Source organism: Vreelandella sp. H-I2 (genome assembly GCF_052959335.1).
Genome location: NZ_JBRAMC010000006.1, coordinates 132,860 through 145,286 on the forward strand (window position 1 = coordinate 132,860; position 12,427 = coordinate 145,286).

General features: G+C 55.0%; 11 protein-coding genes. 5 read left to right on the plus strand and 6 right to left on the minus strand.

Annotated features, from left to right (window positions below; translation table 11 throughout):
* Positions 1-28 precede the first annotated feature (28 nt).
* Positions 29-1,201, minus strand: a complete 1,173-nt coding sequence (gene ampC, locus ACUVOF_RS15800) for a class C beta-lactamase (protein WP_447045249.1) — start codon at positions 1,199-1,201, stop codon at positions 29-31.
* Positions 1,202-1,351: 150 nt separating this feature from the next.
* Here ampC and ACUVOF_RS15805 point away from each other — a divergent pair, with 150 nt between their 5' ends.
* Positions 1,352-2,224 (plus strand): LysR family transcriptional regulator, encoded by an 873-nt coding sequence (locus ACUVOF_RS15805; RefSeq protein WP_447045250.1) that lies wholly within the window; start codon positions 1,352-1,354, stop codon positions 2,222-2,224.
* A gap of 22 nt (positions 2,225-2,246) precedes the next feature.
* Here the strand turns inward: ACUVOF_RS15805 and ACUVOF_RS15810 are convergent, their stop codons facing one another.
* From ACUVOF_RS15810 to ACUVOF_RS15830, 5 genes are all read right to left on the minus strand, one after another.
* Complete coding sequence (locus ACUVOF_RS15810; protein ID WP_447045251.1) at positions 2,247-3,377, minus strand: metal ABC transporter solute-binding protein, Zn/Mn family; 1,131 nt, start codon at positions 3,375-3,377, stop codon at positions 2,247-2,249.
* Between the two features lie 34 nt (positions 3,378-3,411).
* Entirely contained in the window at positions 3,412-4,302 is an 891-nt protein-coding gene (locus ACUVOF_RS15815; RefSeq protein WP_447045252.1) for a metal ABC transporter permease, read from the minus strand.
* Entirely contained in the window at positions 4,295-5,020 is a 726-nt protein-coding gene (locus ACUVOF_RS15820) for a metal ABC transporter ATP-binding protein (RefSeq protein WP_447045253.1), read from the minus strand. Before ACUVOF_RS15820 ends, ACUVOF_RS15815 begins: the two co-directional genes overlap by 8 nt.
* Entirely contained in the window at positions 5,017-5,166 is a 150-nt protein-coding gene (locus ACUVOF_RS15825) for a hypothetical protein (RefSeq protein ID WP_447045254.1), read from the minus strand. Before ACUVOF_RS15825 ends, ACUVOF_RS15820 begins: the two co-directional genes overlap by 4 nt.
* A gap of 155 nt (positions 5,167-5,321) precedes the next feature.
* On the minus strand, positions 5,322-5,993 hold the full coding sequence (locus tag ACUVOF_RS15830) for a hypothetical protein (RefSeq protein WP_447045255.1): 672 nt from the start codon (positions 5,991-5,993) through the stop codon (positions 5,322-5,324).
* Between the two features lie 159 nt (positions 5,994-6,152).
* Here ACUVOF_RS15830 and cas3 point away from each other — a divergent pair, with 159 nt between their 5' ends.
* From cas3 to cas7e, 4 genes are all read left to right on the plus strand, one after another.
* Complete coding sequence (gene cas3 / locus ACUVOF_RS15835; protein ID WP_447045256.1) at positions 6,153-8,819, plus strand: CRISPR-associated helicase Cas3'; 2,667 nt, start codon at positions 6,153-6,155, stop codon at positions 8,817-8,819.
* A gap of 83 nt (positions 8,820-8,902) precedes the next feature.
* A complete protein-coding gene (casA, locus tag ACUVOF_RS15840; RefSeq protein ID WP_447045257.1) occupies positions 8,903-10,603 on the plus strand; it encodes a type I-E CRISPR-associated protein Cse1/CasA in 1,701 nt (566 codons plus the stop codon).
* Positions 10,603-11,268 carry a type I-E CRISPR-associated protein Cse2/CasB gene (gene casB / locus ACUVOF_RS15845; RefSeq protein ID WP_447045258.1) on the plus strand — a complete coding sequence of 222 codons (666 nt, stop codon included), beginning with the start codon at positions 10,603-10,605 and terminating at the stop codon, positions 11,266-11,268. The genes casA and casB overlap by 1 nt, the downstream gene beginning before the upstream one ends.
* A gap of 60 nt (positions 11,269-11,328) precedes the next feature.
* The gene (cas7e, locus tag ACUVOF_RS15850; RefSeq protein ID WP_447045259.1) at positions 11,329-12,420 is read left to right on the plus strand and encodes a type I-E CRISPR-associated protein Cas7/Cse4/CasC; all 1,092 of its coding nucleotides are present in this window, start codon (positions 11,329-11,331) and stop codon (positions 12,418-12,420) included.
* Positions 12,421-12,427: the final 7 nt, after the last annotated feature.

Sequence of the window (12,427 nt, forward strand, 5' to 3'; positions counted from 1 at the left end):
GCACCAGGCTGCACTAAACGAGAGAGTCTCAGGGGGCTTCCGTCAGCGCGGTAAGAAGGTGGTGTGCTGCCTCTATGCGGGCACCATTGGGATAGTTACGGTTAGCCAGCATCACAATACCGATCTGCTCGCTGGGCACAAAGGCCACATAGCCGCCAAAGCCATTGGTTGAGCCGGTTTTGTTATAAAGCGCCTCTTGCCTAGGGGCCAATGGGGGCGTTAAGCGGTTGGCAGGATTGGGTTCTAAAATCATCTCAAGCGAATTGCCTTCCAGTAGCTGCTCAAGCGCCACCGGGTAGACGTAGCTTTCCCAGCCCAGGCCCTGGGTCATCTTGCCAATGTTAAAGTAGCCTGTGCGCGTAGCGGTCAAGGCTTGGCGTAGGGGTTCGTCCAGTGCCGTATCGTTCAGGTGGGCTTCCACAAAAGAGAGCACGTCAGCAGCTGTCGATTTCAAACCGTAGGCTTGGGCATCCAGCATGCCGGGGTTTACCCGAATGGGCTCGTCCTCTTTTGAGTAACCGTAGGCATAGTGCGCCTGCTGCGCTTCGGGCACCTGAAAGTAGCTATGCTCAAGCCCTAGCGGGGTGAACAGCGCCTCCTCCATCGCCATCTCGAAGGGCTGTTCAAGGCTTTGTGCGGCGAGATAACCGAGCAGGCCCAAACTCGGATTGGAATAGAGCCGGTGGCTGCCAGGGGCGGATTCAGGTTGCCATTGGCGGTAATAGTCAATCATTGCCTCTTCGCTTAGCACCGCTTCTGGGAACTGCAGCGGAAGCTCGCCCGCGGTGTAAGTGCCCAGTTCCAGCAGCGTGATTTTATTGAAGGCGCTGCCTTCAAGTTCCGGTAGGTAGCGACTGGCCGGGTCGGAAAGCGATAGCGCGCCGCTAGCCTGGGCGTAGCCAGCGAGTGCTGCTGTGAAAACCTTGCTGATCGAACCTAATTCGAACAGTGTCTCATCAGTGACCGGAATCTCCGCTTCTTGATTGGCGAGGCCATAATTAAAGTAGTGCTGCTGGCCGTTGATACTCAGTGCAATCGCCATGCCTGGAATACGATACTCGGCCATCAAAGGCGCGATAGTATCGTTCACCAGCGCCTCAATATCGGTGCTTTCAGGCGTGCCGGATGCCCATGAATAGCCGTTGAGTAAAAGCGAACCCGCCATGATAAAGCCGGAGTTTGCTGCTAACATCTTACGCATACCAAGTTCCTGTTGTGGTGAGTGTCGTGAGAAAGCTGGTGGGTATCCCCAGCCCGAAAAGCGTGACAGTGGCTAACTTACGGCGCGCGGCGGCAATTCACAAACAGCGATATTTTGCATAAGCCATTAGAAAAATTTGGGGGTAAGGTGGTGCGTCCCTATCTGCCGTTGAAGGCCCTGCGAGCTTTTGAGGCGTCGGCCAGGCATTTGAGCTTTACCCGAGCGGCAGAAGAGCTTCATGTAACCCAGGCAGCAGTTAGCCATCAGGTTAAGCTGCTCGAAACCCAACTGAAGGTATCGCTATTCACCCGCTTGCCGCGAGGGTTAATGCTTACCCAAGAGGGAGAGCTGCTGCTGCCGGTATTGAAGAGTTCTTTTGACCAGATATCGCACACGCTGGGCCGAGTGGGCGAGAGTAGCTACCGAGAAATACTAAATGTCGGCGTAGTAGGGACCTTTGCCGTTGGCTGGCTACTACCGAGGTTAGGCGATTTTCAGCAGCAGTACCCGTTTGTCGACTTGCGTATTTCCACCCATAACAACCGCGCGGATATTGCTGCTGAAGGGCTCGACTTTGCTATCCGCTTTGGAACGGGTGCCTGGCACGCTGCCGCAGCGCAGCCGCTGTTACCGGCGGCGCTCTCAGTGATGTGCACACCCACTATCGCTGAGCGACTCAACACCCCGGCCGACGTGCTGGGTGAAACTTGGCTGCGCTCTTATCGCGCCGATGAGTGGACCGAGTGGCTATTGGCGGCGGGGTTACCACGCAGCTTTCCGATGACGAAAAGCATTGTGTTTGACTCTTCCATCGCCATGGTGGAAGCGGCCATGCAGGGTGCAGGCGTCGCGCTGGCGCCACCGCTGATGTTCTCAAGGCAACTGAGCAGCGGTGCGCTGGTACAGCCTTTCGACACCGCTGTGAGTCTGGGAGGTTACTGGCTGACTCGCCTGCAGACACGTCCCGAAACCCACGCCATGGCGTCTTTCCGGGAGTGGCTGCTCACGGCCATCAATACCTGAGCAGCGCTATTGACGTTAACGGCTAGTGGCTATGATCATGATCGTCGTGGTCGTGGTCGTGGTCGTGGTCGTGGTCGTGGTCGTGGTCGTGGTCGTGGTCGTGGTCGTGGTCGTGGTCGTGGTCGTGGTCGTGGTCGTGGTCGTGGTCGTGAGAATGATCGTGATCGTTATGGCCCGGCTGGGCTAGCGCATCATGCAACACCTGCGCATTGTGGCGCATCATGCCTAGATAGGTACTGGCCTCGCCTTCGCTTGCTAGTGCATCCGCGTAGAGCGTACCGGCAATTGGCAGGCCGGTCTCTTCGGCTAGCTGGTTGATGATCGACTGGTTGGTCATGTTCTCATGGAACAGCGCTTCGACATTTTCCTGCTCAATCACATCCACTAGCGCCGCCATGCTGGCGCCACTGGGGTCGGCTTCCGTCGAAAGCCCTACCGGGGAGAGGAAGTTCACGCCGTAAGCGCTTGAGAAGTAGCCAAAGGAGTCGTGACCGGTAATCACGCTTGTTGAAGCCGGAATCTCTTCGATCAGCGCTCGAATTTCAGCGTCGACCTCTGCCATCTCCTGTAAGTACTGCTCCGCATTGGCGCGATAGGCATCAGCGTTGTCGGCATCCGCGGCGACTAACCCATCAAGAATGTTGGTCACATACACCTTGGCTTGCTGCATATCCTGCCAGGCATGGGGATCTTCATCGCCATGGTCATGTCCGGCATGTTCTTCGTGGCCATGAACATCATGTTCGTGCTCTTCGTGAGCATGTTCTTCGTGGTCGTGCTCGTCATGTTCGGCGAAAGAGAGCGGTTTGATGCCATCAGTTGCGGTAACCAAGGCACCTGAGTAGTCGCTGGCACTAATCAAGCGCTCCATCCAACCTTCAAACAGCAGGCCGTTGAACACCACTAAATCAGCGTTTGCCAGTGAGCGTGCATCACCGGGGCTCGGGGAGTAAACATGCGCATCGCCATCGGCAGCCACCAAAGGGGTCACATCGACATGCTCGCCGCCTACGTTTTCTACCATATCCGCCAGGATAGAGAAGCTGGTAACAACCTGAACACGCTCATTAGCAATAGCGGCAGGTAGCGCCAACATCGCGGAAACACCCACTAACCAGCGCGACGACCGAGATGATAAATAGGCAAGCGGCATACAACACTCCTTACGGTAAATAGAAAGACGACGGTTAAGACCTTTGCTCTGCGGCCAACGGCGTTGTTTTACGCCGCAGATTGGCGGCCAAGCTGTGGTAGCGGCCAAACAGGGCCGAAAAGAGATACCCAAACCCGGCCAGCAAAATGATGCTGGGGCCTGAAGGGATATCCAGATGGAAAGAGAGCAGCAGGCCGCCAGTGCTCGCGACCATGGCCAGCACAATCGCGATGCCGATCAACCCCTCCAAGCGTTTACTCCAAAAGCGTGCCGAGGTGGCGGGCAGCATCATTAACCCCACCGCCATCAGCGTACCTAGGGTTTGAAAGCCGGCGGTTAAATTCAGCACTAACAGCCCCAAAAAAACGCTGTGTACCCAGCCGCTACGACGGCTCTGGCCGCGTAAAAACAGCGGGTCCAAGCACTCCACCACCAGGGCGCGAAACACTATGGCCAGCGTCCCTACAATCAGCGTACTGATGCCAGCGATCAGCAGTAGCGCGGTGGAGTTGATCGCCAGTATCGAACCAAACAGCACGTGGGTAAGATCAACACTGCTGCCACCTAACGAAATCAGCATCACGCCTGCGGCCAGCGAGATAATAAAAAAACTCGCCATGGCGGCATCTTCGCGTTGACCGCCCATTTTCGACACCGCCCCCGCAAGCAGCGCCACCATTAACCCAAACAGCACCCCGCCAATGCTCATGATGGGTAGCGAGAAGCCTGCCAGCAGGAAACCCAGTGCAACGCCAGGTAGAATCGCGTGGGCCATGGCGTCGCCAATCAGGCTCATACCGCGTAGCACCAAAAAGACCCCTAGCGGCGGCGCGGCCAACGAAAGTGCCAAACCACCTACCACCGCGCGGCGCATAAAGCCGTAATCGAACGGGCTGATCAGCCACGTGTTAAGCAAATCAAGCATGACGACCTCCCACATTAAACGGCACCACTTGGGCAGGGGCAGGTTGTTGCAAGAGCTCGCTGGGTGCGACCCAGCGTCCGTGGCCACCGTTAAGCATCAATACTTCATCGGCTAGGCGTTTCAGGTGATCCATATCGTGCAGCACGACAATAATCGTCGCACCGTCGTCCGCCATCTGGCGCAAGATACGAACTAAAATATCCACAGTCTCGCTATCCACGTTGGCAAACGGCTCATCAAGCAGTAGCAGCTCGGCTTCCTGCATCAGCGTACGGCCAATCAGTGCGCGTTGACGCTGACCACCGGAAAGTTCACCTAACGGGCGGTGGGCCAAGTGCGAAATACCCAGGCGTGCCATGATCTCGCGCCCCTTGCGGTAATGCCCCGCACAGTAGCCGGTTAGCGCCCCGTGGCTGGGCCAACTGCCGGTCATTACCAGCTCTTCCACACTCATCGGGAAGGTCAGGTCTAACGCTAACTGCTGGGGTAACCACGCTCGGCGCTCTTTGGGCACCGTGCAGACCACCTCGCCGTTAATAGGACGAAGCTCGCCCATAATCGCTTGAATCAAGGTGCTTTTACCGGCCCCGTTAGCACCAATCAGCGCAGTAATCGCACCCGGTTGAAAGTCGCCCTCAAGGTGTTCAAGCACCGTGCGGCGCGCTTGAGCCAGGTGCAGATTATGTAACTGACATCGTGATAAAGAGCGTTGACTCATCCTAGCCACCCGCCTGCCCAAATCACCAACCCCCAAAGCACTAACAGCGGCACAGCAACAAACAGTAACCGTTTAACTGCCGACAGCGACATCAAGGAAAAGTGACAGGGACCTTCCTTGTTATGGCGATGTGTATGCTCACTCATTAAGTGGCCTCATCTAATATCAAATAGGTTATAACATAACACTTGGCAAAGCCAAAAAATTGCTGGATATTTTACGCGTTAACACCGAGCTGGCAATAATAAAGCGCTAGACGCAGGCCGCTGTCAGCGCTTTAGAGGAAAAAGAGGGGAGTGAATCAGTAACGCCAAGTAGCGCCAAGCTGCTGTGGCCCCACGTTTAGCGCATATTCACCGGGAATAGTCATTGGCCCCAGCGAAAGATTAGCAGGTTGAAAACGGTTGATCGCTGACGATGCCTGATTCGGCTGCGTCCAAATCTGCAGCTCGTTAACCAGCATGCCAGTCGCAAAGTTGATAGCGCCGTCGCTTTCACGGCCATCGGCAGCAATCACCGCGCCCGCCACGCCATTGACCACCAATGAACCCACACGAGCGCCCCAGCCACGCCGCTCACGCTCAGCTTGCGCAAGCTGTAACCCCAGTGCTTGCACGCCACTTAAATCGCCGCTGGCTTTCAAGCGCTCATATTCGGCCAAGGCAGCCGGGTGCGGCTGGCGATCCGTGAACATGCCGCCCAGCGCCAGGGCGGATTTCACCACACCCACCCGGGCATCAAAGCGGTCATCGTCGTCACTCGCCTCACTCGATTGGTAAGCGTTCACCGCCAGGCTAGTGCCGTAAATGCCCGTCCAGCCCCACTGCCAAACATTTGCATGGCGCGCGCCGTCCTCAAAGACCTCATCGTATTCATTCCATTGCCCGCCCGTTTGTGCGTGGGCTTGAAAAGAGGCGGGCAGAACGATTACCACGGTGGTAACCAACGCGGCAAAAAGACGAAAAGCATGCATGGTGAAGTGCCTATATAAAGGGAACATTAGCGATAAGCGTAGCACGCAAATCAAATCAAACGAGGGTGGATTCAGGGTGGCGAAGTATGACTAAGGTCAATGGCGCTTAATCATAAAGAATGATTAGATGAGGTATTGGTAAAACGGTGGGGGGAAGCGGTGATTTACTATCACTACTGGGGCAAAGCGCAAGCTAAGGGGCAGAGTGTAGAGTGTCATCTATTGCCGTATCACAACCTAGATGTTGCGGCGGCGGGCTGGTTGCTGCTTTCGCCGGATAGACCGTTGATACAACGCCTAGCAGCGCAACTAAGTCTTGAGCCTGAAGCACTACGTCAGCTATTAGTTTTTTGGTTGGGTTTACACGATATCGGTAAGTTCGCCCGAGCCTTTCAGGGACTTTTTCAACCAACCTCAAACTTGGCATTAGTCCCTCCCTCTGCGCAATATGCCTATACTGAGCGCCATGATCGCTTGGGAGACGTGGTTTGGGAGGCAAAATGGCTAGACTGGTTTGAAGATGGCACGTTGCAGTGGCTGACTGATTTGACTCGCGCTGATCGTAAATCGCTGCGCACAGCTCTTCCTGTCTTAACTGCACCTTTCTTTGGTCATCACGGCCAGCCAGTAAGCGCAGGAAATATCGATGTAGAGATGTTTTTCTGCTGTGACGAGCACGCCGACGATATTGAAGCGACGCGCCAATTTATTGCCGATTGGGCCAGTGTCGTTCAACCAGGGTGGCCAATCGAGCAGTTGTCTTCTGAACAGTGGGTGTATGCCCTACAGACGCTAAGCTGGACAATCGCAGGTTGGGCTACTTTAAGTGACTGGCTGGGCTCGAACCAGGATCACTTTCCCTATCTTCACGAGGAGATTCCTCTCGCCGACTATTGGCAAATTGCGTTACACAATGCTGAGAAAGCATTGGAAGAAACAGGGTTTAACAAGGTTTCCGAACCGTTGCCTTACGCAGGCATGGCCGACTGGTTTGGCAAACGCTCCATCACGCCAACTCCCTTGCAGCATGCCGCCGAGACAGTAGAGCTCACGGATGGGCCGCAGCTGTTTATCTTGGAAGACGTCACCGGGTCAGGAAAAACCGAGGCCGCCTGTATTTTGACTCAGCGCCTATTAGCGGCAGGCCACGGCGATGGCCTCTATTTTGCGCTGCCTACCATGGCGACTTCTAACGCCATGTATTCACGCCTGGGAAATTTGCATCGGCGATTTTATACCGCTGACTCCTCCCCCTCTTTTGTCCTTGCCCACGGTGCGCGGGATTTAAACGACGATTTTATCGCCGCCGTTGCCGCGCCTCAGCCTAGTGATCTGGATTACACCGCTAGCGAACTCTCGGCTACGAGCCGCTGTAACCAATGGCTAGCGGATTCACGTAAAAAAGCGCTGCTGGCGGAAGTGGGTGTAGGCACCATTGACCAAGCCTTAATGGCCATTTTGCCGTTTCGCCACCAGTCGCTGCGCTTGTACGGGCTGGCGCGAAAGGTGTTAGTGATTGATGAGGTGCACGCCTACGACAACTACATGCAAACACTGCTCAGCCAACTGCTGGCCTACCATGCTCGCCAGGGCGGTAGCGCGATTCTGCTAACGGCCACGCTCCCCCGTGCCATGCGCAGTGCCTTAATGGCTGCTTGGCAATCAGGGCTTGGGCAGCCAGCAACGAAACCACAAAAAGATGACTTTCCGTTACTGACCCATGTGAGCGAAGGGCAGCCGTTGGAGTTGCCGCTAGGATCGCGCGAAGAGGTATCCAGAAGCGTTGAAGTCGCTTGGCTTAACGAAGAAGAGCAGGCGATAGAGGCGGTGCTGGAAGCAGTGGAGGCCAGTGAGTGTGTCGCTTGGGTGCGCAATACTGTTGATGACGCTATTCGTGCATTCGAAGCCATCGCTGCCCGCCACCCTGATCCTGAACGCTGTCTGCTGTTCCACAGCCGCTTTGCCATGGTGGATAGGCAACGCATTGAGTCCCAGGTTATTGAGCGTTTAGGCAAAGGCTCAACGCCTGAAATACGCAAAGGGCAGGTGTTGATCAGTACCCAGGTATTTCAGGAGTCTCTCGACTGCGATGTGGATGTGATGATCAGCGATATCGCACCCATTGATCTGCTTATCCAGCGTGCAGGACGCTTACAGCGCCACCAGCGTGGGGCACGCTGCCTGCCGCGTCTGCTGGTACTAGCGCCGCCCTGGGCGGATGATCCCGATGAGCATTGGCTCAAGCGTATGCTGCCAGGCACCCAGGCGGTTTACCGCGACACATCGTTAAGCTGGTTAACCCAGCGGGTACTGCGTCGTTTGGAAGCAATCCGCATGCCCGAAGAGGCTAGAGGTCTTATTGAAGGCGTTTACGGCCCCGTATCTGACGATATTCCTGATGCTCTGCAGGCAGCGCGCTACGAGCAAAAAGGAATGCAGAGAACGGCTGGCTCAATGGCAAATTTCAACGCACTCAATCTGGAAGAGGGGTACACCAAAAGTGATCAGTGGCAGGAAGAGCAAGAGATAGGCACAAGGCTGATGGACGAACCCACGGTCAATGTCATGCTGCTTTCACTCGCCGATGACAACAAGCTGGCGCTATGGGCGGGCGAGAGCCGCCATGCCGATATGCTTAGCCAGGTGAAGCTACGCCAAAGCCAGGCCGCTAAGTTGGCATCGTTGCCAAGCCGCTATGAAAGCCAGTGGCTTACCCTTCAAGAGCGCTATAAAGCACTGAAGTATACCCAACCGTGGCTGCCCAGCGATGAGCCTGGTTGTGACTACGATACCCAGTGGGGCTTACGGTTAGGCAGTAAGGAATAAACGCCATGAGGCATTACTGAAGTTCAGGGTTTCTTAAAAGCTAATTAAACAAATTGCTCAAATGTTGAGCAGGAGGTGAATGCTTGAATTTACTTGAAGACTCCTGGCTACCGTTCCTGCTGAAAAACGGAGAGGTAAAGTGCCGCCCACCCTCGGGAGTGGCTGATTCTGATGTAATCAACCTCGCCGTGCCGCGTGCGGACTTTCAAGGGGCGGCCTACCAGTTCCTGATAGGCCTGCTACAAACCGCAGTACCGCCGAAAACTCACGACGATTGGCTTGACTTGTTAATGGGGCCACCCAGTGTTGCCGCCTTGGATAAAGCGTTTGCGCCGTTCCATAGTGCCTTTGAGTTAGACGGCGACGGCCCTCGTTTTATGCAGGATATTGACTCGCTGGAGGATGTAAAAAACGCCACGGTCAGCGGTTTATTAATTGATGCCCCCGGCGCTAACGGCATCAAAAACAATACCGATTTTTTCGTAAAGCGCGGCCGTGTGGAGGTGATGTGTGACGCCTGCGCGGCCATAGCACTGTACACCATGCAGATTAACGCACCTGCGGGCGGTGCCGGTATCCGCGTGGGTCTGCGTGGCGGTGGCCCACTGACAACGCTGGTGATGCCGGAATCATCAAGTGCCAGCCTGTGGGAGCGGCTATGGCTAAACGTCATTACAACGAAAGAAACCACTCAGAAAGGGCAGCAGTGGTCGACGCCGCATCCAGATGAGCCTTCGCTATTTTTCTGGATGGCTAATACACGGGTAAGCGATAAAAAAGGCACCGAAGTGCTGCCTGAAGACACCCACACCCTGCACGCTTACTGGTCAATGCCGCGTCGGTTCCGGCTGCTATTTGAAGAAGCCGATGAGTGCCCGTGTGATATTTGCGGACGAACAACCCAGCGGGTAGTGCGCGAATTACGCGCTAAAAAGCAGGGGGCAAACTACGATGGCCCATGGCTACACCCGCTAACACCCTATCGACGTGATCCCAAAAAGCCTAATGAGTTACCGCTTTCCAGTAAAGGTCAGCCGGGTGGGCTTGGCTACCGGCACTGGTCAGGCTTTGTACTGAATGATGAAGAAAGCAGTGGTGCAATTGCGGCAGCAGTGCTGAAAAGCTACATCCACAAACAAAAGCTAGTGACACAAGAGCGAGCGTGTGGCGAAGACATCCAGGCGCTGCTGAGAGAGGCGCGTCTATGGGTGTTTGGCTACGACATGGACAACATGAAACCGCGCGGTTGGTACAGCATCGAGATGCCTCTGGTGGAAATTCCACAAGGTCAGCAGCAAAGACTCCGCGCATGGGTACAACAGCTGACCGAACTTTCACGCAATATTGCCTGGATGGTGCGCACCCAAGTCAAAAACGCCTGGTTCTCGCGGCCATCGGATGCCAAGGGCGATATGAGCTCCATTGATAACCAATTTTACGATGCAACCCAGCCTGAGTTTTTTAAAGTGCTGCTAGCCCTTCAGCAGGTGCTGCAACAAGACTCGCCGCCACCGCATATTCCTTCTGATATTGCTGAGCGTTGGTACTTTGCCCTTAAGCGTGAAGCCATGCGTGTATTCGAAGACTTGGCACTAAGCGGCGCCCAGGAAAGCATGGATCTTGAACGTGCCACCGCTGCTCATAGGCAACTGCAAAGCTTTCTTGGTGGCAAGAGTAAAGGTAGCAAAGTGGTGAGTGACTTTATCCAACAGGGTGATTTTGACCCCTCCGCGCAGGCCAAGCGTATCGCGGCCTCTGCTGCATCCACGACAGGAGACGCCTGATGAGTGACGTGTTAACGCCGGAAACACCCGAGAAAGAAGATTTATTGACCGAGGCAGAAAAGAAGTCGCTCGTCGCTTTAAAACGGGATGAAGCCGCCGCTCTGCGCCGTTGGTGGCAGCGGTTGACGCTAACCCCACAGGCTTTAAAAGCACTGACCCCTCAGCCACCGCTGCCCCGTGGTGTACGGGCGGTACTGCGCCGCTGTGATAGTGCCGAAGCAGCGATGTTAACCCAAGGTTTTCGCGAGCTCTGGGCGATGCTGCCGGAAACGACAAAACAAACGGATTACCGCGATGAAAAGCTACAAGTGTGGTCATGCATCGCGCTAATAGCCGCGGAGTTGCGCGAAGAAAAGAAGAGCGCGTCGTTAGCCTCTCGCCTTGGCCAGCAAAAAGAGCAAACCAAAAAACCACTGATGAGTGAGCTGCGTTTTCAGCAACTTCTTTCCTGCCGTACGCCGGAAGAATTTATTCAGCGCTTACGCCGCGCGCTGGCGCTTGCGGATAAGCGGGATATCAGTGTCGTAATGCTGGGGAGTGTTATCTCACTCTGGTGGCGCGAGCATCGCGGACGTTTATCTGCCAAGGCTACCCAGCGGCTTGGGTTTGTACTGGCAAATGACTATTTCGCGGCAACGTCTCGCTATAGCCATGGCAGTGACTGATTTTTACGACTGACGATCATCCTTTCTAGCTTCATATAGATATCACGAACGGAGTTATTCATGAGCCACTTTATTCAACTGCACCTACTGACCTCTTATCCGCCCGCCAACCTTAACCGAGATGATTTAGGCCGCCCTAAAACTGCCTTGATGGGTGGTGCTAAGCGTCTACGTGTTTCATCACAAAGCCTTAAGCGCACATGGCGTACCTCTGCGCTCTTTGAAGAAGCATTGGCTGGGCATGTGGGCACCCGCACCAAGCGACTGGGCAAAGAGGCTTACGATCAGTTGGTCGAAAAAGGCGTTGATCAAAAGATGGCGGGGGCTTGCGCAGAAAAAATTGCTGGCGTGTTTGGCAAGTTGCGTAAAGTAGAAAAAGGCGAACCCAAAGAGTTTGAGATAGAGCAGCTCGTCCATGTGGGCCTGGAAGAACGCCAAGCCATCAGCGAGTTAGTGGAGACACTGGCGGCGGAAAAGCGTGAGCCAAACGATGATGATTTAAAGCTCTTGCGCCACAAGCCTGCCGCCGCCGATGTGGCACTGTTTGGACGCATGTTGGCCGCCGTGCCTGAATATAACGTCGATGCCGCCTGCCAAGTCGCCCACGCGATTACTGTGCATGCTGCCGAAGTAGAAGACGATTACTTTACCGCTGTCGATGACTTAAACACGGGTGATAAAGACCGCGGCGCGGCGCATATTGGTGAGTCTGGTTTTGGGGCTGGGTTGTTCTACCTGTATATCTGCATTGACCGCCAGCAACTGGTTGAGAATTTGCAAGGCAACAGTGAACTAGCCGACCAGGCAATTGCTGCATTGGTGGAAGCTGCGGCTAAAACGTCACCCAAAGGCAAGCAAAACAGCTTTGGTTCCCGCGCCCATGCGAGCTACGTGCTGGCTGAAAAAGGCAGCCAGCAGCCGCGCTCACTCTCCACCGCTTATCTGCGCCCGGTCGCGGGGCAAGATCAAGCACTCGATGCTATTAAGCGTATTGAAGAGCAAGCTAACGCGTTTGATAGCGCCTATGACGCAGGCGCTGACAGTCGCTTTGTCACCAGTGCCGAGACCGGCTATGAAGAACCGCAGCTAAAAGGCAATGTTCAAAAAGGCAGTCTTACAGAACTGATCGCTTTCTTAAAAATCGATCAGTAAGGAGGCC

Coding starts and splice junctions, on each gene's coding strand:
- ampC (WP_447045249.1), bottom strand. CDS start 1,201: ATGCGTAAGATGTTAGCAGCAAACTCCGGCTTTATCATGGCGGGTTCG.
- ACUVOF_RS15810 (WP_447045251.1), bottom strand. CDS start 3,377: ATGCCGCTTGCCTATTTATCATCTCGGTCGTCGCGCTGGTTAGTGGGT.
- ACUVOF_RS15815 (WP_447045252.1), bottom strand. CDS start 4,302: ATGCTTGATTTGCTTAACACGTGGCTGATCAGCCCGTTCGATTACGGC.
- ACUVOF_RS15820 (WP_447045253.1), bottom strand. CDS start 5,020: ATGAGTCAACGCTCTTTATCACGATGTCAGTTACATAATCTGCACCTG.
- ACUVOF_RS15825 (WP_447045254.1), bottom strand. CDS start 5,166: ATGAGTGAGCATACACATCGCCATAACAAGGAAGGTCCCTGTCACTTT.
- ACUVOF_RS15830 (WP_447045255.1), bottom strand. CDS start 5,993: ATGCATGCTTTTCGTCTTTTTGCCGCGTTGGTTACCACCGTGGTAATC.
- casB (WP_447045258.1), top strand. CDS start 10,603: ATGAGTGACGTGTTAACGCCGGAAACACCCGAGAAAGAAGATTTATTG.
- cas7e (WP_447045259.1), top strand. CDS start 11,329: ATGAGCCACTTTATTCAACTGCACCTACTGACCTCTTATCCGCCCGCC.